A 21,323-nucleotide genomic window follows, 5' to 3' on the forward strand; every position below is an offset into this window, starting at 1 on the left:
TTTCTAGGTTAACATTCCACCGTCAACGTTTAATGTCTGTCCGGTAATATATGCTGACATTTCGCTGCCCAGGAATACACATGCATTCGCGATATCTGCAGGCTGTCCTCCTCTCTTCATCGGAATTTCTTCTCTCCATCCCTGAACTGTTTTTTCATCCAGGACAGCCGTCATTTCCGTTTCAATAAATCCAGGAGCAATAGCATTACACCTGATATTTCTAGATCCTAATTCCAACGCTACTGATTTTGTAAACCCTATTACCCCTGCTTTAGAAGCTGCATAATTGGCCTGTCCGGCATTTCCTTTCACTCCTACTACAGAAGTCATATTGATGATAGAACCTGATCTTGCTTTCATCATTGGTTTGATTACCGCTTTCGTAAGGTTGAAAACTGAATCCAGGTTTACTTTGATTACTTTATCCCAATCTTCTTTGGACATTCTCAATAACAGGTTATCTTTTGTAATCCCTGCATTGTTTACCAAAATATCAATCTGCCCGAACTCTGTCATTACTTCATCCACCAATTTCTGAGCAGCATCATAATCTGATGCGTCAGACTGATATCCTTTAATTTGGGTTACAGAACTTAAAGCTGCTTCTAATTCTTTTGCTTTGTCTACAGAGCCGGCGTAGGTAAATGCTACTTTTGCTCCCTGCTGGGCAAACATTTCAGCGATACCTTTACCGATTCCTCTTGTAGCTCCGGTAATTAGTGCTACTTTTCCTTCTAATATTTTCATATCTATTGACAATTATTTTCTTTATAACTCATTCAGCTTGTGTGAGCTGACTCTTGTAGTCTCTACAATTCCTTTCCGGAATTAAACGGTTTGCAAAGATATTATAAATTGTTATTCAACCCATTTAAATTGTTAAAATACTCATCTTTTTTTGATGATTATTTATATTTATTATAGTTGGGCAGAATTATTTTTAAATCTGGTGAAATAGATAAAATCACTTTTTTTGTTTTGATCCAGCCTCAGTACTTCTTTCTGCCAGAAATATTTATCATACACAATTTCTTTCAGAGGCTCATTCTGGAAATTGGAAACGCCGAACTTCCCTTCTTTTTTCACTACAATTTCATTTTCAGCATTCCCGAAAGTTATGATATCTTCGTAAACAAAGGGTACAATTTCTGTTCCTTTCCCATCCAGAATGCCATAAAAATTATCAGTATTCCTGCAAACCAAAGGTTTGGAGTACTGGTTAAGAGGATTAAAATATCCAACATCCTCATTCTTTATCCAGCTGATATTTTTTAATTCTTTCAACCTTTTTCCGGCCACTGAAAAGCTGTAATATGTATTGTCCTTTCCAATAATGAGATCATCAGGATAAAAGCCAAAAACCTGAAATCCTTCTTCTATCATATTCTTAAGATCATTATCGAGAAATTTCTCTTCATTTCCTTTTTAAGATAAATAAAGTCTTTTCCGGAAATGGTAAAGCTTCTTATGAAATCATATTCCTGAGGAAAAATAACCTTTCCTCAAGGTCTACAACACCATATTTCTTTGTTTTATCGTTATATGTACTGAAATACTTATCCGGTAAAGGATTCAGATATTGATAAGCCAGGGAATACAGCTTCCTGTCTTTCTTACTGAAAACAGTTGTTTTGCCGTTTTTACCGAAATAGATATATTCCCTTCTTCCGAAATATTCAGGAGTGATATCATTAAAAATTTCTTCAGCAATCGTAATTCCGTCTGCATCGATCAAACCATATTTGCCTGTACTTTTATTTCTGGTAATCAGATAGGGATAAGCACTGATGTTGATCACCTGTTGAGAAAATGTATGTAAGGTCTGGCCATTACTTCCTATGATTTCGCTCTGACCATCTTCATTAATGATGAGTGCTTTATCCTCTTCAAAATTGTAATCTTCTTTAAACTCCCTGGTACTGAGCTGCGTTCCGTGAAGATCATACAGGAACCATTTTTTATCTTTTAAAACAAAAAATCTGTTCTTTCCTGAAAAACGGATCTTTTCTGAGTAAGGAATAATTTGCTTTCCGTTAAAGTCGAAGACTGCTTCTGCATTCTGTTTTGATGAAATAATCCGCTCTCTGCTCCACCAGGGCGTATTAAATTCCTGATTGTCCAATGGAATAATCTCATTTCCTTTTTCATCAATAACTGCTGATTTCCGGCTGCTTCCTTCTTCAGAATCCAGGATAAACCGGTTTTTGAAAATATGATAAACACTTCTCCCTGGAGATTCAAATGTGATATTCCCCAAAGAATCTATAATACCTTGTTTTTTAGATCTGGGATCGTAAGCTGTTCCGTATCCTTCAGAATAAGAACTGATCTCTTTTCCTGTTTTTTTCGACAGGATTACTTTCATATACTGATTAGTCTGTGCTGTACAGACTACAGAACATAATACAAAAACTAATTTTTTCAAGGAAAATTAAATAGAATTATTGACAATAAGAACAATCTCTCCTTTTAAAGTTTTACTTTTGGAAAACTCAATTAATTCATTGATTGTCCCACGTTTGGTTTCTTCAAATTTCTTGGAAATCTCACGGCTTAAGCTTACTTTGGTTTCTTCTCCAAAGAACTCCTTAATCTGCTCCAGAGTGGTGTTGATCTTATGGGGACTTTCGTAAAGAACTATGGTCTTTTTTCCTCAGCAAGCTGCTTCAGTTTGGTTTGTCTTCCTTTTTCTGAGGTAGAAATCCTGCGAATAGAAATTCATTATTGGGCAGTCCTGAAACTACAAGGGCAGGAATCAAAGCAGTAGCCCCGGGAAGGCAGATCATTTCAATATTGTTGTCTGCCCCCGCTTTTGCCAGCAGATATCCGGGATCCGAAATACCGGGAGTTCCTGCGTCGGTAACAATAGCGATATTCTGGCCGTTTTTAAGGTCTGCAATCACTTTTTCCGTCGCCTGATGCTCATTATGCAAATGATAAGATTTTAAAGGCTTCGAGATCTCAAAATGTTTTAAAAGCACACCGGAAGTTCTGGTATCTTCACATAAAATATAATCAACTTCTTTCAGGACGTTTACTGCCCTGAAGGTCATATCTTCAAGGTTCCCGACAGGTGTGGGAACAAAATATAGGATTCCGCTCAAAATTATAAGAATTTATTTTCCACCAATATCCAAAGCCTCTGGGCATATTCATCCACTTTATTCCATTTTCTTTCGTAGTACAGATCGCTCAGATATTCTTTGGCTTCATCCAGTGTCCTGAACTGATTCAGCTGGTATACCGTATCATTCAGATCTGCCTGGCTTCCTTCAAAAGCATCTTCGTGAAGGCAAGCCTGTCATTAAGATCCAGCTTAAATTCAGGTTTCAGCTTGTCTGCTTCCATGAAGTTGGTTGGAATATTGGATTTCAGGATACTTCCCGTGTCTTCCTTCACAGCCGGAGCCGGTTTTTCTTCTTTAGGAAGATCTCTTTCCAGATGGTCGTCATCGAAAAGCGACTGAACAGCCTTCATTCCTTTGATATTGGCTAATTTTATTTTTTCTCCCGATGGTATTCTTCTAAATTTTCAAAGCTCTCATCGGAAGGATTTTTATCGGTTTCTTCGCGAACAGGTTTGTCAATTTCAACAATTTTTCTCCGGTCATAAACTTCGGCAAGGATGCTTTCTTCTTTTGTTTCTTCTGCTGAATGATCATTTTTTATCTCGCTCAGAATATTTTCCACATTGGAAGTTTCAGTAGCCATCTCTCCCTGCTCTATCGAAACATTTGAAGCTACAAACTGTTCTTCGCTTTCTTCGATCAGGATTTCGTCTTCCAGTGTTTCGCTGTCAAAAATACTTGGAATTGTCTCTGTAACTGATGTTTTGGTATCATTTACGATCGCAGAATCAACTTCTTTTTGATTCCTGTTCAGAAATTTTTCCTCGTCTTCTATTTCATTAAGCTGATTATTGAAAATCGCTTCTTCTTCAGTTACTTCATGGTAATAAAGATCTTCATTAAGATCTTCATCTGAATCCGGTGTGGAATCTGCGAGAATTTTATCTTCATCTACAAAGTTCAGAACGGCTCTTTGTTCTGCTGATATTTCTGTTTCATCAATTTCATTCAACTGATTATTAAACACGGCTTCTTCTTCCTGTATTTCATGGTCAGAAATCTGGCCCTCAGTATTTTCAGTGTAACTTTTTTCTACAAAGCTCACTATATTTTCATGAAATTCGTTTTCAACAATTTCATTCAGCTGATTATTAAAAACCGCTTCTTCTTCAGATCCGTCAGGGAAAATTTCATTCTCGTCAATTTCATTCAGTTCATTATTGAAAATAGCTTCCTCTTCGGTCACTTCGTTTGCATCATGATGTTCTGTTTCTCCTGAAGCAAAAGAGACATACTGGCTGTCCGGGTTCTGCACCGGATTGTCTGCGACGAAGTATTCAATATTTTTTTCCAGCAGTTTCAAAAAAGAAATCCTGTTAGCAAGCTCATCCACAAGATCTTGCTTAGAAAGTAATTCGTCTATGTGACTTATTTTGTCCAGATTATCAATGATATTCATGGATTCAAAAAAATCTTTTCCTTTAAATCTTGGATATTCTGCATAATAAGATTCTTATTAAAATTGCTTACTTTTGATGTTAAAAATATACGGCTAATTTAACAAATGTTTTTAGAAAATACAATTAATCATTCCAAACAAAGCGGTTGGATGGAAGTGATTTGCGGCTCTATGTTTTCCGGTAAAACCGAGGAACTTATCCGCAGGTTGCGAAGAGCAGAAATGGCAGGACAGAATGTGGAAATTTTTAAACCTAAGCTGGATGTACGGTATTCTGAAGAGGATGTAGTTTCCCACAATCAGAATAAGATCCGCAGTACAGCAGTAGAGAATCCAAATGAAATTCTTCTGCTGGCATCCAATTGTGATGTTGTAGGAATTGATGAAGCTCAGTTTTTCGATGAAAGCATTGTTGATATTGCCAATCAGCTTGCCAATAGCGGTATCAGAGTAGTTATCGCAGGGTTGGATATGGATTTTCTGGGCCGTCCGTTCGGGCCTATGCCGAATCTGATGGCTACTGCCGAATATGTTACAAAAGTGCATGCTATTTGTAAGAGAACGGGTAATCTTGCCAATTATTCCATGAGAATTTCCCAGGGAGATAACCTGGTAGAATTGGGAGAAACAGAAAGCTATGAAGCAGTAAGCCGCCGTGTTTTTATTGACGAAGTACTTTCAAAAAGAAAATAACCGGAAGGCGAAGCTGCTACATTATGAATCAGCTGTTGCCAAAACCATTAAGAATATATTTAACTTAATATAAAATGAAAAGCGAAAAAGCTATCGTAAAATATTAAAAAGGAAAAAACCGGATGATGTAATAAATCTTAGCCCCTTTTACTATTTTACCTTTTTGCGATTTCGTCTAAAATAAAGCAGAAAGGGTACCAATGAACTATACAGCACAACACATTGCAGAGATCACCAATGCACAGATCATTGGAGACGGAAATTTATTGATCAAAAATATAGCGTATGACAGCAGGATTATTTATTCTATCAAAAATACAGCATTTATCGCGATCAATACTCATAAAAATTCCGGGGAAAAATTTATTGAATCTGCAATGGACAGGGGTATTAAGGTCATTATTTCTGAACATCATTATCAGGAGTTTGAAAATATAACCTGATCATTGTTGAAAATTCCGTAGCGTTTCTTCAGAAATTAGCAAAATATCATTTCGAAAATTCTCATTTACAATCTATCGGAATTACAGGAAGTAATGGAAAAACCATTTTAAAAGAATGGTTATATCAATGTCTGTGGAATGAATTTCCTACTGTAAAAAGTCCAAAGAGTTTCAATTCCCAGATTGGATTACCATTATCTCTTCTTCAGATCAATGATTCTCATCAGCTGGGAATTTTTGAAGTGGGAATCTCAAAACCGCACGAAATGGAAAAACTTGAAAATATTTTCCATCCTCAGATCGGATTGCTGACACACATCGGAACAGCTCATGCTGCCAACTTTTCTTCCGAAGAAGAATTGATTAATGAAAAAATCAGTCTTTTTAAGAATTCTGAAGTGATCATTTATAATGGTGACAATTCCCTAGTTGATCAAAAAATTAAAAACGCCTATTCTGATAAAAAACTAATTGCTTATGGTTTCAAAAAAGAGAACCAGGTTTTCATCAAAAGCAATATTTCCAAAGATGAAAATATAATTGTTGAATATTTTGGCGAAGAAATCAGTTTTCCGGCCCATAAGAGAGACGAAGCGACGTTAACCAATGCTATGGCGCTTATCACAGTCCTCAAGGAACTGAATATCGGAAATAAAAAGATCGTCGAAAAAATCAACCTTTTAAAGGCCGTCGAAATGAGGCTTGAAGCCATTGAAGGAATTAAGGGCAATATTGTCATCAATGATTCTTTCAACCTTGACCTCGACTCTTTGAAGACTGCCCTGCAGTTTTTGAATGAATACAATAAAGCAAAAAAATCTCTGGTCCTGACAGACATCGTAGGCGTGAGCACCAATGCCAAAGAATTGTATGAAGAAGTAGCAGAGCTGGTGAATGATCAGAATTTTGATTCGGTATTCCTGATCGGTAAAGAAATTTCCATATTCAGTGAATTATTTAAAGCTAAAACCTTTACTTTTATTGACACTAAAGAGCTTATTGAAAGTAAACATCTTACTGAAATAGAAAATCAGATCATCCTGCTGAAAGGTGCCAGAAAATTTGAGATCGAAAAACTTAAAGATATTCTGGAACTCAGAAAGCATGATACCGTATTGGAAATAAACCTTAATGCCATTCTTCATAACATCAACTATCATAAATCACTGCTGAAACCGGGAACGAAAATGATGGCTATGGTAAAAGCCAATGCCTACGGTCTGGGAAGTTTTGAAGTATCAGAATTCCTTCAGCATCATCATATAGACTATCTTGGAGTTGCTTATGTAGATGAGGGTGTGGAGCTGAGAAAGAAAGGAATTACGACTCCTATTATTGTAATGAATCCTGAGCAGCACAGTTATCAGACTATTATAGAATACAACCTGGAACCTGAAATTTACAGCTTCAGAGTTTTGGAATTATTTTATGAAGCCGTTCAGAAATCAGGATATGATAAAAAATACCCTATTCATATCAAACTGGAAACAGGAATGCACCGCCTTGGCTTTAAAGATTTTGAACTGGATCAGTTAAGCGAAACTTTAAATCAGAAAAACTTAAAAGTACAAAGTTTGTTCAGCCATCTTTCTTCTTCTGATGTACCTGAAGAAAAAGAATTCACTTTGAAACAGCTGGAAGTTTTCGAAAAAAATTCCAGTTATCTTATAGAAAAGCTGGGATACACTCCTATCCGTCATATCCTGAACTCTTCCGGAATCACAAGTTATACAGATCACCAGTATGAAATGGTAAGAATCGGTATCGGAATGCTTGGAGAATCAGCAGATCCTGAAATTCAGAAGCAATTGCGGTCCGTCGTAAGCTTTAAAACCGTAATTTCACAGATATCAACTGTGGAAAACGGAGAATCTGTAGGCTACAGCAGAAGATATAAGACAGATCATCCTACCAGAATCGCAACCATTCCTGTAGGATATGCAGACGGAATCCCAAGGCTGATAGGAAATCAGGTAGGAAATGTTGGCGTTAACAGAACACTGGCACCTATCGTTGGAAATATCTGTATGGATATGATGATGATTAATATAGATCACATTCCGAATGTAAAAGAAGGTGACACGGTAACTGTTTTTAATGCACACCCAAGTTTAAAAGAATTCGCAGGATACTGCAAAACGATAACCTATGAAGTATTAACTTCCATTTCACCCCGGGTGAAACGGATCTATATAAAAGACTAACTTATGAGAAAACTCCTGATTCTGCTTTTCATATTCCCGCTGTTATTGATTCATTCTCAGGTAAAAAAAGATCTGGTGATTCCCAAGAATGCAAAGATCGGGCTGTCACTTGCCGGTGGCGGGGCCAAGGGCTTTTCACATGTCGGGGTTCTTAAAGTATTAGATTCGTTGGGAGTGAAAGTGGATTATATTTCAGGGACAAGTATGGGGGCTATTGTAGGAGGATTGTATGCGGCCGGCTACTCCGGAAAAGAAATAGAAAAAATTGTCATGGATACGGATTTCTATTCTCTGATTATGGATCCGAAATCACGGCAGGAAGCCAGCTTTTTCAACAAATCAGTAGATAAATACCTTTTATCCATTCCGCTTAAAAACGGAAAAATCACCCTTCCTTCTTCCATCAGCACCGGCCAGAGAAATGTTTATCTTCTTAAAGAACTTTTAAAAACGTTTCCAATATCGAAGATTTCTCTAAAATGCCTATTCCCTTTTTATGTGTTGCCACCAATCTTGAAAGCGGAAATATGCAGATCTTTGAAAAAGGAGATCTTGTACAGTCTATTATGGCAAGCTCCGCATTTCCTTCTTTAATGGATCCTGTTAAAATCGGAGACAGTATTTATATTGACGGAGCTATGACGGTAAACTATCCGTCAAAGCCTTTAAAGGACAAAGGAATCGATATTGTCATTGGTGTGGATCTTAACCAGGATCTTTCAAAAAGAGAGGATTTAAACAACATTATAGCCATTCTGAATCAGGTTATTGATTTCGGAATAAAAAAGATACCAGAAGACAGTATAAATATACAGACATCAATATTAAACCCAATCTGAAAGGGATGTCTGCAACAAGTTATGATGATAAAAAGAAAATTCTGGACAGCGGTTACGTGGAAGGACTGAAATATACCCATATACTGGATCAGCTTCCAAAAAGACCGTTTGACCGCCTCAGACAACGTATAAATCCAATCTATTCCAATGTTTATAAGATAGACAGCATTTCTATTGAAGGAAGTAAAATCTACGGAAAAAACTATACGCTTGGTAAAATGGGACTGCGCCTCCCTCTCTGCAGACCTATGGAAGCATCAATAAAATGATAGATAAGCTTGTTGCTACAAACAACTACCGTTTTATCAACTATGATATTGTTCAGGAAAATGATGCCAATTATCTGAAGCTGTATGTTACCGAAGATGAAGCCCGTCATTTTTTAAAATTTGGCTTACATTATGACGAAGTTTTCAAGACGGGACTTCTTTTGAATTATTCAGCAAAAAGACTTTTATTCAAAAACTCAAACCTTTCCCTCGATGTTGTTGTTGGAGACCGCCTGAGGTATTACCTGAACTATTTTATCGATAACGGATATATTCCCGGATTTGGAATTTATTCTTCCGGAATGAGCTTTGATATCAAAAATATAGACAATTATGTGGTAGACCGCTGGGAGTGGCTCAGAAATGAAGCTTATATACAGTCTGTATGGAAAGACAAATTTGCCATTGGTGGCGGTATCAGCCACGACTATTTTAAGGCAGAAAACCCCAATGGTGAGAACCAACGTTACAGCCGTTTTTTAAACCCGTATATTTTCATCAAAACCGACACGCAGGATGATAAAGAATTTCCGACTAAAGGAGTATATTTCGCTGCAGAAGGAAAGGTAGTAGATCTTTTAAAGTCCGAGGTTGATAAAAGAATCATTCAGATTAAAGCAGATCTCAGGCTTAATATTCCGCTGGGTAAGCAGTTCAGTTACCGCCTGAATTTATTTGGAGGAGTTACCATTGGTGAAAACCTTCCTGTTTATTATCAATACAGATTAGGGGAATTTTTGAACAGAACCTGATTAATTTCAAAAGCTTCGGAGGATTTTATTTTGCCCAGCTTCATACAAATAATGTTATACTGGCCTCTAATGATCTCCAGTTTAAATTCAACAAAAACTATTTTATCAGTGGAAATTTCAGCTTTGCTAACTTATCAAACGATATCAAGTTTGAAGATGCAGTTAAAGTAAATTATAGCTCACTGGGAATAACGGCTGGTTACAAATCTCCTTTCGGGCAGATAAAAGTAAACTTCAGCCACTCACTTAAAAACAACCAAAAAGGTATATTCAGTGTTATTTTAGGGCACTGGTTTTAAAAAATGATACAGTTCTTTTACGAAAACTTACCGGAGTCAGTAAGTACAGATTACAAAAAATGGCTGGAAGATCTTATTCTTTCAGAAGGAAAAAACTAGGAGAAATCAATTACATTTTCTGTGACGATGAATATCTTCTTAAGATCAATCAGGATTATTTACAGCATGATTATTATACAGACATCATCACTTTTGATTATGTAAAAGGGAAGACAATAAGCGCAGAGATTTTCGTATCTTTGCAGCGCATTTCTGATAACGCCTCTATCCTTTCCCGAGATTATGAAGAAGAATTAAGAAGGGTTTTAGCCCACGGGATTTTACATCTGGCAGGCTATAAAGACAAGACGGAAGAGGAAGAAAAAGAGATGCGGAGAATGGAAGATCTGTACCTTGATAAATACAGGGATTTAAAGTTTTAAAATTGAACAATCACTTAAAGTCCCATATCTAAAGTACTCTATTCTAGCAACAATATACATTTACCTAGAGTGCATTCTCCAAAAATGTTTCACGTGAAACATTGGTTATAAAGATAAGGTTTAAAGCTTAAAACAAGCGAGATAAAAATGATTTCAGAAATATATGATGTAATAGTAGTAGGTGCAGGACACGCAGGTTGTGAAGCAGCAGCAGCAGCAGCCAACCTCGGTTCAAAAACTTTACTTATTACAATGAATATGCAGACCATCGGACAGATGAGCTGCAACCCGGCAATGGGCGGAATCGCAAAAGGACAGATCGTAAGAGAGATTGATGCAATGGGAGGATATTCCGGAATTGTAGCAGACAAATCTGCGATACAATTCAAGATGCTGAATCTTTCAAAAGGTCCTGCGATGTGGTCTCCGAGAACCCAAAATGACAGAATGCTTTTTGCTGAAGAGTGGCGCTTAGCATTAGAGAATACTCCCAATCTTGATTTCTTTCAGGATATGGTGAAACAACTGATTGTTGAAAATAATAAAGTAACAGGAGTAGTTACTTCTTTAGGAATTGAGATCAAAGGAAGGTCTGTGGTTCTTACCAACGGAACTTTTCTTAACGGATTAATTCACGTTGGAGATAAACAATTAGGCGGAGGAAGAATGGGTGAACCAAGAGCTTTTGGAATTACAGAGCAACTGGTCACTTTAGGTTTCGAAGCAGGCAGAATGAAAACCGGTACTCCACCGAGAGTAGATGGAAGAAGCCTGGATTATTCAAAAATGGAAGAACAGAAAGGAGATGAAAATCCTCAAAAGTTCAGCTATCTTGATACCCCGAAACTGACAAAACAATTAAGCTGTCATATTGTTTATACTAACGAAACTGTACACGACATTTTGAGAGAAGGCTTCGACAGAAGTCCAATGTTCAATGGTACAATCCAAAGTTTAGGTCCAAGATACTGCCCAAGTATTGAAGATAAAATTAACCGTTTTGCAGAAAGAAACAGACACCAGCTTTTCGTAGAACCGGAAGGATGGAAAACTGTTGAAATCTACGTAAACGGATTCAGCTCTTCTCTTCCGGAGGATGTACAGATTAAAGCAATGAAACATATCCCGGGATTTGAAAACGTAAAAGTTTTCCGTCCAGGTTATGCTATTGAATATGATTACTTCCCTCCTACCCAATTAAAACATACCCTGGAAACTAAAATTATTGATAATTTATATTTCGCAGGACAGATTAACGGAACAACAGGTTATGAAGAAGCGGCAGGTCAAGGCTTAATAGCAGGGATCAATGCACATAATAAAGTACACGAAAAAGGTGAATTTATCCTGAACAGGGATGAAGCATACATCGGAGTACTTATTGATGATTTGATTACTAAAGGAACCGAAGAGCCTTACAGAATGTTTACTTCACGTGCAGAATACAGACTTCTTCTCAGACAGGATAATGCTGATATTCGTCTAACTGAAAAAGCTTTCAACCTTGGATTGGCAAAAGAAGACAGATTAAGACGCGTAGAAACAAAAGTATCTGAAAGTCAATTACTTGAAGAATTCCTTCGAGAAACTTCTTTAAAGCCAGGTATTATCAATCCGATTCTGGAATCTATCGAAAGCAGCCCCGTAGACCAGGCGTACAGAGCAGCACAGATTCTTACCAGGCCAAATATGACATTGGAAAAACTGGATGAAATTGATTTCATTAAAGAAGTTTCTGCTCAATATAACGATGAAGTAAGGGAGCAGGCAGAGATTAATATCAAGTACAAAGGATACATAGAGAAAGAAAAAGAAAATGTTGCTAAACTGAACCGTTTGGAAAACATTAAAATTCCTGAAGATTTTGATTATACCAAGCTTTCCAGCCTTTCTGCAGAAGCGAAGCAGAAAATGTCTAATGTACGCCCGAAAACTATAGCACAGGCAGGAAGAATAAGTGGAGTTTCTCCAGCCGACATCAATGTTTTATTAGTATATCTGGGACGTTAAAAAAAATGTTTCACGTGGAACATTAAAAAATAAAAACAAAAAATTAAGATATTTGTAGTGATAAAACTTTGAATATCTTAATTTTTTTACCCTATAAAAAGATAACATATCAATGAAAATAAAAGATCATTTTCTTTCACAGGAAATATTTGAAATTAAAGAGACAGAAACAAAAGGTGTTTTTAAAACCTCCCCTATTCCATCTGACATTTCAAGATATTATGAAAGCGAAGATTACATTTCTCATCACCAGGATTCCGGAAGTTTAAAAGAAAAACTCTACAAGTTTCTTCAGTCATTTAATCTTCAGTACAAAAAATATACTGGTAGATAGAATCAACAAAGGATCTAAAGTTATGGATTATGGATGCGGAGCCGGAGAATTTGTAAGATATATTGAAAATGATTTTGAGACTTTCGGTTTTGAACCTGACGCCGATGCAAGAAAAGCTGCTCAGGGAAAAATATCCAAAGCCTCTATTGTGGATGACATTGATAAGATTGAAGAAAACAGTCTGGATGCTATTACACTCTGGCACGTTTTCGAGCACATTGAGAACCAGGATGAGATGCTGAATATATTCCATACAAAATTAAAAGAAAAAGGTCTTCTTGTTATCGCCGTTCCTAACCCTACATCATATGATGCAAAACATTATAAAGAATATTGGGCTGCTTATGATGTTCCGAGACACATCTATCACTTTTCAAAAAATGGAATGGAAAATTTAATTTCTAAAAACCGAGACTGGAAATTAAGAAAAATAAAACCACTGGTTCTTGACTCATACTACATCTCCATGTTGAGCGAAAAATATAAAAAATCACCCCTGTTTTGGCTAAAAGCAGTAGTCTATGGAACAATTTCCAACATAAAGGCATTATTTTCGAACGAATTTTCAAGTTTGATATATATTATCGAAAAAAGATAGAAAATCGATTTTTGACCTGTTTATGAAGGTCATTTTTCGGCATTTTGACTAAAAAAAACAAAACTCAGGAATTTTTCTCCTGAGTTTTTTTATATAAACTTCATTTTTATTTATTCTTGAAATTGTAAGTAAAATAATTTTGACTCAGTGAACTCTTGAAACTTTTAATAAGGTTCCCCCTACTCCATTTTAAACAATTATTTTGTTAGAGTTCAATTTTCACTTTACTATCTATAAACTTATCCTGATGTCTAAAAGTCACTACAAAACAAAAAATTGGATTTTACAATTTAAATTCTTACAAAAAACAAAGATAATTTCCGCTAAAAATAAATTGACATGCTAATTCACGGAAAAATACAGAAAGTCGATTTTCAGTATATTTATTGAGGTCGATTTTTCAGTATTCCTAATTGAAAATACAAGACCGGTAAATATTCTTATTCTGCAAATCGGAAGCTATTAGAAATAAACAGAGAATACATAACAATGAAAAATATAAAACTTCCCCTACTCTTCTTATCTGAATTTATAACCAAAGTTTTACATCTTACTTCAGTTTCTTCTAACTTAAAATAAAATCTTTCAAAACAAAATTATAAATCAACCTAAAAAGCAGTAGATGTAATTTGAACGTGCTGTCAGCACAACATTTCTAATTTGACTTAAATTCATTGTTACAATAAAATTTGATAAGAAATATTGTTAACTTATTCATTTCACATTACTTACAAAGTATCAAAGTTAAAAACGATTCTAATAAATATATTTAACAAATAGTTTATTAATTGATATTCAAAATGATATAACATCTTCACATTTATGTGAAATAAATAACTATAGAATTACTTTATAAAAAATAAAATTCAAATTATTTCCTCAAAGAAATATAAAGAATAATCTTGTTTCAGGATTATAAAATCAGGGATCAAAAATGGTACTTTAAAGTAACTGTCAGACTAATCTCCCACAAGAGCATAGACAAGAAAATAAGTATAAAATGAAAAACATAAAAATGTTTCTAAAATGGATCTTTCAATGACAATATTCAGTTGAAAATCGAACCATTTATTTTCAAAAAAACAAGGAAAGAATAAGCATAAAATTTTAAAATTACAGAATTATAGAGAAAAATACAGACAAAGAAATTCCGATAAAATACAGGTAATTGATAAAAAAACTAAACATGGCTCTATATAACCATAAGTTATATCTAAAACACATTGGAATTACTCATGAATAAAGGATTTTCTTTAAGTTACTGAGATGAAAAAAGCCTGCTAATATAATTAGCAGGCTTTAAAATATTTTTTCCTTTTAATTGTTGATTGCAGCTACACCTGGCAACTCAAGTCCTTCAAGACTTTCAAGCATAGCCCCACCTCCGGTAGAAACATAACTTACTTTATCAGCATACCCGAATTGCTTAACGAATGCAACACTGTCTCCACCTCCAACTAAAGAGAAGGCACCAAGTCTGGTTGCTTCAGCAATACTATCACCTAACGCTACAGTTCCACCCGCAAAGTTTGACATTTCGAAAACTCCAATCGGACCGTTCCAAAGGATAGTTCTTGAGTTTAACAGTACATCATTGAACTGATCTCTGGATTTGTGGCCCGCATCAAGTCCCATCCATCCTTCAGGGATTGCATAAATATCAGCCTCTTTTCTTTCCGCATCATTACTAAAACTTTCTGCAATAATTGTATCAGACGGAAGATAAACTTTCACCTTATGTTCTTTAGCTTTACCTAAAATCTCAAGAGCTAAAGGAAGCTTGTCTTCTTCAACAAGAGAATTTCCGATTTTTCCTCCAAGAGCCTTAATAAAGGTAAATGCCATACCTCCTCCGATGATCAGGTTATCAACAGCAGGAAGTATATTTTCTATAATGGTAATTTTAGTTGAAACTTTAGACCCCCTAGAATAGCTGTAACAGGTCTTTCGCCGCTTTTTAATACTTTATCGATTGCCTGAAGCTCTTTAGCCATCAGTAAACCGAAATATTTAGTTGATGGAAAGTACTGTGCAATTACGGCTGTGGAAGCATGAGCTCTGTGTGCAGTACCAAATGCATCATTTACATAAGCATCTCCAAGTTTAGAAAGCTTTTCTGCAAAGGCAGCATCTCCTTTCTCTTCTTCATTATGAAAACGTACATTTTCCAATAACAAGATCTCTCCCGGTTTAAGTTCAGCTGCAGCCTGCTCTGCTTTTTCACCGATACATTCATCAACAAACTTTACTTCACGTCCTAAGACATTGGAAACTTCGCTCACTATATGTTTAAGAGAAAATTCATCTTTAACCTCTCCCTTTGGTCTTCCCAGGTGGGTAATTAAGATGACAGAACCACCATCATTAAGGATCTTATCCACTGTAGGTTTTACAGCAACAATTCTTGTATTGTCTGTCACTTTCAGTTGATCATCCTGCGGAACATTGAAGTCCACTCTTACCAGAGCCTTCTTATCTTTAAAATTAAGATCATTGATTGTTTTCATAAATAGATTTATTTTTTTCTAAGCCTCATGAAACTGCCGTGCTCAAATCCGTTTTAGCTTCCTGGAAAGTCTCGCATGAACAATTTCATAAATTTCACTGAATTTTTGTTTCACAAATGTAAGGTTTTAAACTTTTTCAACAGTTTGATTAAAATAAAAGTTTTCAAAAACTTTCCCCGAACCCAATCACCCATTAATCAACAATTTTTTCTCTTTTAAAAAAAGAATAATGTAGTTGTTGTTGAGTATTGTTAGTTTCGGGGATAAGTTTCAGGTCGAAAGTTGGTAACACTCAACTTTTATTCAATTCATATTTAACTCACAATATAAATCCTTGTAAACCCGCTGTTTCACACACTTATTAACAAATGTTGATAACTTTGAAATAAAGCAATTCTTAGTTATTTTATTATGGAAAAGACTGGGGATAGTTGAAGAAAACATCTGGAAAGTTGTGGTTAAATTTTGCAGAAAGGTTTTCTATTACGAAATAAATTGATCTTTAAAAATAGAAAGTTGATAAAAGTTTTCCACAGTTATTCACAGACCTTTTCACAATTAACTCCCGGTTTACTAACACGAATTGTTATTATTCTTACCTTTGTAAGGAAATAGAATCTAAAAAAGCTTAATAAGAGTATTATGAAAAGAAAAATTGCTGTTGCAGCGGACCATGCAGGCTATGAATATAAGGAGATTGTTAAAAACTACCTTTCAGAACATTTTGAAGTTCAGGATTTTGGAACGTTTTCCACAAACAGTGTGGATTATCCGGACTTTGTGCACCCTGCCGCTACTTCTGTGGAAAACGGAGAAAATGAACTGGGAATTTTGTTCTGCGGAAGCGGAAACGGAGTTCAGATCACTGCCAACAAACATCAGAAAATAAGATGCGCCCTTTGCTGGATGCCGGAGATTGCAACGCTGGCAAGACAGCATAATGATGCCAACATGATTTCGATACCGGCGAGATTTATATCAAAGGAACTGGCCATTGAGATTGTAGATAAATTTCTTTCAACAGACTTTGAAGGTGGAAGACACCAGAACAGAGTTGACAAAATTGCATTTTGCTAACATATAATAAGGCTTGTAAAACGATTTACAAGCCTTATTTATTTTTTATTCGTACATTTGCAGTGTCCAATAGAAATAATACTCTATTATTCTCTAAAGCCTTTTTTATATTGGAAATATATTTAACAGAAGGTTTTTCTCTTTTCTTCTCCAGAATTGTATTAAATTTATACAAAACTAAAGCTCCCGTTGTTAGCAAACTGAAAGATAATTTCTGATGATATACGGAAAGAATCTATGATGAAATTGAATAACCTTATATAAGGATAAGGAAGATTTAGAAAAGGTTTTATTTGAATTGAGATAAGGCCAAACATTTAAAAAAGAAAATTAACATGCCAAAAAAAGAAAATATATAAGTCATAAAAATGATTTAAAACTGATGGAGATCGGAAGACTGATCCTCCGTTTTATGAATGCAAATTCATCCAAAATTTATAATTACAAACAAATCGCTGATGGTATAGATTACAAAAATCCAAGACAGAGGGAACTTGTTATCCAGGCACTGCATAAACTTCAGGCATCTGAAAAGATCAAAGAAGTGGAGCGCGGAAAATATATTGTTAACCTGAAAATAGCAGGAACACTAACCGGAATTATTGACTTTAACCAAAGCGGAAATGCCTACGTAAGTGTGGAAGGAATGGAAGACGATATCTTCATTCATGCCAAAAATGTGAAGGATGCACTGCAGGGAGATAAGGTTCTTATTATAACTTATCATTATAAAGGAAAGAAACTTGAGGGCTCAGTTCTGGAAGTTTTGGAACGTAACAGAACAGAATTTGTAGGGACATTTCAGAAGGTAGCTCACAAAGATTTCGGGTTTGTAGTTTGTGATAAAAAAACAATCAATACGGATATCTTTATTCCCAAGACCAAGTTCAATAATGCGGAAGATGGAGATAAGGTGATCGTAAAAATGACAGAGTGGAAACCAGGGGATAAAAATCCTGAAGGTGAAATTATCCAGGTACTGGGTGCTCCGGGTGAACATGAGACAGAAATCCACTCTATCCTTGCAGAATATGGTTTACCGTATGAATTTCCACAGGAAGTAGAAGCTGATGCAGATAAAATTGACAGAAGTATTACTGACGAAGAAGTTGCAAAACGCTGGGATATGCGTAAAATATGCACTTTTACAATTGACCCTAAAGATGCCAAGGATTTTGATGATGCCTTATCCATAAGAAAACTGGAAAACGGAAATTGGGAAATCGGGGTTCATATCGCAGATGTATCTCATTATGTGGTTCCGGGAACTATTCTTGATGATGAAGCCTATCAGAGAGCTACTTCGGTATATCTTGTTGACAGGGTTGTACCGATGCTTCCGGAAGTATTGAGCAACGATGTCTGTTCCCTGCGTCCAAACGAAGATAAATATACTTTTTCAGCAGTCTTTGAACTGAATGATCAGGCGGAAATCCAGAAACAGTGGTTTGGAAGAACAGTAATCCACTCAGACAGAAGATTTACCTATGAAGAGGCCCAGGAACGTATAGAAACCGGACAGGAGATCTGGCGGAAGAGATCAATACTCTTGACAGGCTGGCAAAAATTATGCGTAATGAACGTATCAGAAAAGGAGCTATTACTTTTGACAGAAGTGAAGTAAGATTCAACCTGGATGAAAATAATGAGCCGGTTGGGGTTTATTTTAAAATAAGTAAAGATTCCAATCACCTGATCGAAGAATTCATGCTTTTAGCCAACAAAAAAGTATCGGAATTTGTATCTCTGACAAGGAAAGGTGAAATCACCAATAATACATTTATTTACAGGGTTCATGATGATCCGGACCCTGCAAAACTGGAATCACTGAGAGACTTTGTAGCTACTTTCGGATATAAAATGAATCTTGCCAATACCAAAAAAGTTGCTGAATCCCTGAATAAGCTTCTTCATGATGTAAAAGGTAAAGGTGAAGAAAACATGATCGAAACGCTGGCCATGAGAAGTATGAGTAAAGCGGTATATTCTACAGAACCTATCGGGCATTACGGATTAGGTTTTGAATATTACAGCCATTTTACCTCTCCTATCCGTCGTTATCCGGATTTATTGGCCCATCGTCTTTTTCAGCATTATCTGGATGGAGGAAAATCTCCAAACAAAGGTGAGCTTGAAGAAAAGGCAAAACACTGCAGTGCCATGGAAAGACTGGCAGCAGATGCGGAAAGGGATTCTATCAAATACATGCAGGTGAAATTCATGGAAAAACATTTAGGAGAAACTTTCAAAGGTGTGATTTCCGGAGTGGCAGAATTCGGATTCTGGGTAGAAATTCCGGAAAACGGAGCGGAAGGTCTGATCAAACTGAGAGATCTTGTTGATGATTCGTACATGTTTGACGCCAAAACACATGCTGTATATGGAGTAAGACATGGTAATAAATACCAGTTGGGAGACGAAGTTCAGATCAAAGTGGTGAAAGCCAATCTGATTCAGAAACAGCTGGATTTCCAGATTGTGAAGTAAATAATGTCTCCAAAGACAGTAAATAAAAAGGCTGATGGTTCAATAACGATCAGCCTTTTGTTTTTTCATATTAAGAGCTTTTTAATATGCTCCCTCTCCTATTTCTTAAAATTTTTATATTAAACTCTGATTAAAATCCACTTGATATATCACAACTTTATTGAATAATTAAATCATAAAGTCTAACTTTGTATTAAACGAAATGAATTTTTTTTCATTTTAAAACACCACTTAATGCTAGAACTTGTACTATCTGCCATCATATTAGGATTTATGCTGAGCCTGGTTTTCATAGGACCTATTTTTTTCCTGTTAATCGAAACCAGCTTTTCCAGAGGCCCCAGACATGCCCTATCACTGGATCTTGGCGTTATCACAGCAGATTTGTTATGCATTGTAGCGGCGTACTATGCCAGTACAGATATTGTAACTTTAATAGATAAGCATCCCGGATTTTACAGAATTACTTCCATTCTTATTTTCATCTACGGGATTGTGATGCTGGTTACCAAAACCAAAATGCATATGCCTGGTGAAGAAAAGATCATTGGCCAGAATTATATCAAGACATTTTTCAATGGTTTCTTCTTTAATCTTCTCAACGTTGGTGTTATCCTTTTCTGGCTGGTAACGGTAATTTCCGTAAGGAATCAATACCCGGACACCAGCAGTTTTATTTTATACATCAGCATAGTGCTGGCCACTTACCTATCTATAGACCTTGCGAAGATATTTCTTGCCAAGCAGTTTCACGATAAATTGACACAAAAATTAGCCAACCAGATCAGACGGGTGGTTGGCTGTATTCTTATTATCTTCAGTTTCTTTATTTTCCTTCAGAGTTTCAAAAAATTCAACCAGTTTGACAGACAGCTGGAGGAAGCAGAAAAGAAAGAAGTAAAATATCAAAAAACAAAATGAAAAAAATGATCTTTCCAAAGTCTCTTAAAAAAGGAGACAAAATAGCTGTTATTTCCCCTGCAGGTGCCGTAGATGCCTCACAACTGGAAAAAGGGATTGAAATGATTAAAAGCAGAGGTTTTGAACCCGTTCCGGGGGAACATCTTTACGCTAAATTTTCAAACGGATACAATTATGCCGGAACAGAAAAGGAAAGAATAAAAGATATCAACTGGGCTTTAAATGATAAAGAAATAAAAGCCGTATGGGCTTCTAGAGGAGGTTATGGATGCCAGCACCTGATTCAGCATCTGAAACTGAAAAACTTTACAGAAAGCCCGAAATGGTATATCGGATATTCCGATAATACTGTAATTCAAAGCTATCTTTTGAAAAAGGCTTCGCTTCTATCCATGGCCAGACCATTAAAACATCCAGTTTTGGAGTTACGGATAAAAGTTATGATCTTATTTTCGATATCCTGAAAGGGAGAACGCCCAAATACAGCCTTGAATCTCATCAGTTTAATAAGGAAGGGAATATCAAGGGTGAGCTGGTTGGAGGCAATTTAGCCCTTATCTATGCCCTTCTGGGGACCAAATATTCTTTTGATTTTAAGGATAAAATCTTGTTTATTGAAGATATTGGTGAAAATTTCTATGCCCTGGACCGTATGATCATGAGCCTGGAGCTGGCAGGAGTTTTTAACAAAATTAAAGGACTCATTGTTGGGGGTATGACCAATATGGGAGATGAAAAAGAAAACAAAAGCTATGAAGAAAGCTTTGACGAGTTTGCTTACAAGCTGATTTCTGACAGAATTTCAAAATATAAATTCCCTGTGGTATTTGCCTTCCCGAATGGACATATCAAAGACAACCGGCCATTAATTATCGGAAGCGAGGTTAAGCTAAAGGTTGATAATAAAGTAAAAATTGATTTTTAAGTAGGTACCTCCCTCCT

General features: G+C 35.9%; 10 protein-coding genes and 8 pseudogenes. 10 read left to right on the forward strand and 8 right to left on the reverse strand.

The features are described from left to right. Positions 1-3 precede the first annotated feature (3 nt). The 7 genes and pseudogenes from fabG to OWR28_RS23640 all read right to left on the reverse strand — a co-directional run bounded on the left by fabG (position 4) and on the right by OWR28_RS23640 (position 4,526). Positions 4-747: a 3-oxoacyl-[acyl-carrier-protein] reductase gene (fabG, locus tag OWR28_RS23615; RefSeq protein WP_332388760.1), complete on the reverse strand. Its 744-nt coding sequence runs from the start codon at positions 745-747 to the stop codon at positions 4-6. Between the two features lie 171 nt (positions 748-918). Beyond that, positions 919-1,383 carry a WG repeat-containing protein gene (locus OWR28_RS23620; RefSeq protein WP_332388761.1) on the reverse strand — a complete coding sequence of 155 codons (465 nt, stop codon included), beginning with the start codon at positions 1,381-1,383 and terminating at the stop codon, positions 919-921. An 82-nt stretch (positions 1,384-1,465) separates the two neighbouring features. Then, positions 1,466-2,425 (reverse strand): hypothetical protein, encoded by a 960-nt coding sequence (locus OWR28_RS23625; protein WP_332388762.1) that lies wholly within the window; start codon positions 2,423-2,425, stop codon positions 1,466-1,468. A 6-nt stretch (positions 2,426-2,431) separates the two neighbouring features. Next, a pseudogene (gene rsmI, locus OWR28_RS23630) lies at positions 2,432-3,104 on the reverse strand (16S rRNA (cytidine(1402)-2'-O)-methyltransferase). A 2-nt stretch (positions 3,105-3,106) separates the two neighbouring features. Then, positions 3,107-3,256, reverse strand: coding sequence for a DUF8457 domain-containing protein (locus OWR28_RS27350; RefSeq protein ID WP_494168532.1), 150 nt, complete (start codon positions 3,254-3,256; stop codon positions 3,107-3,109). Beyond that, the gene (locus tag OWR28_RS23635; RefSeq protein ID WP_332388763.1) at positions 3,253-3,477 is read right to left on the reverse strand and encodes a hypothetical protein; all 225 of its coding nucleotides are present in this window, start codon (positions 3,475-3,477) and stop codon (positions 3,253-3,255) included. Before OWR28_RS23635 ends, OWR28_RS27350 begins: the two co-directional genes overlap by 4 nt. A 20-nt stretch (positions 3,478-3,497) precedes the next feature. Next, a complete protein-coding gene (locus tag OWR28_RS23640) occupies positions 3,498-4,526 on the reverse strand; it encodes a hypothetical protein (protein WP_332388765.1) in 1,029 nt (342 codons plus the stop codon). Between the two features lie 105 nt (positions 4,527-4,631). Between OWR28_RS23640 and OWR28_RS23645 the strand changes: the two genes are divergently transcribed. From OWR28_RS23645 to OWR28_RS23675, 6 genes and pseudogenes are all read left to right on the forward strand, one after another. Beyond that, positions 4,632-5,219: a thymidine kinase gene (locus tag OWR28_RS23645; protein ID WP_002982051.1), complete on the forward strand. Its 588-nt coding sequence runs from the start codon at positions 4,632-4,634 to the stop codon at positions 5,217-5,219. A 200-nt stretch (positions 5,220-5,419) separates the two neighbouring features. Next, positions 5,420-7,866: pseudogene (locus OWR28_RS23650) on the forward strand (bifunctional UDP-N-acetylmuramoyl-tripeptide:D-alanyl-D-alanine ligase/alanine racemase). Positions 7,867-7,869: 3 nt separating this feature from the next. Continuing rightward, positions 7,870-10,025: pseudogene (locus OWR28_RS23655) on the forward strand (patatin-like phospholipase family protein). A gap of 3 nt (positions 10,026-10,028) precedes the next feature. Further along, positions 10,029-10,447: pseudogene (gene ybeY / locus OWR28_RS23660) on the forward strand (rRNA maturation RNase YbeY). 147 nt (positions 10,448-10,594) lie between these two features. Next, complete coding sequence (gene mnmG / locus OWR28_RS23665) at positions 10,595-12,457, forward strand: tRNA uridine-5-carboxymethylaminomethyl(34) synthesis enzyme MnmG (RefSeq protein ID WP_332388766.1); 1,863 nt, start codon at positions 10,595-10,597, stop codon at positions 12,455-12,457. A gap of 112 nt (positions 12,458-12,569) precedes the next feature. Beyond that, positions 12,570-13,389 (forward strand): annotated as a pseudogene (locus OWR28_RS23675) (class I SAM-dependent methyltransferase). Positions 13,390-14,706: 1,317 nt separating this feature from the next. Here OWR28_RS23675 and OWR28_RS23680 read toward each other — a convergent pair. Next, positions 14,707-15,896, reverse strand: a pseudogene (locus OWR28_RS23680) (phosphoglycerate kinase). A gap of 642 nt (positions 15,897-16,538) precedes the next feature. Here OWR28_RS23680 and rpiB point away from each other — a divergent pair. From rpiB to OWR28_RS23700, 4 genes and pseudogenes are all read left to right on the forward strand, one after another. After that, positions 16,539-16,973: a ribose 5-phosphate isomerase B gene (rpiB, locus tag OWR28_RS23685; protein ID WP_002982040.1), complete on the forward strand. Its 435-nt coding sequence runs from the start codon at positions 16,539-16,541 to the stop codon at positions 16,971-16,973. A 382-nt stretch (positions 16,974-17,355) separates the two neighbouring features. Then, a pseudogene (gene rnr, locus OWR28_RS23690) lies at positions 17,356-19,460 on the forward strand (ribonuclease R). Between the two features lie 234 nt (positions 19,461-19,694). Then, complete coding sequence (locus tag OWR28_RS23695) at positions 19,695-20,381, forward strand: LysE family translocator (protein WP_002982035.1); 687 nt, start codon at positions 19,695-19,697, stop codon at positions 20,379-20,381. Continuing rightward, a pseudogene (locus OWR28_RS23700) lies at positions 20,378-21,306 on the forward strand (S66 peptidase family protein). Before OWR28_RS23695 ends, OWR28_RS23700 begins: the two are co-directional and overlap by 4 nt. Positions 21,307-21,323: the final 17 nt, after the last annotated feature.

The organism is Chryseobacterium sp. 1B4 (genome assembly GCF_036631475.1).
In the GTDB taxonomy this organism is placed as follows: domain Bacteria; phylum Bacteroidota; class Bacteroidia; order Flavobacteriales; family Weeksellaceae; genus Chryseobacterium.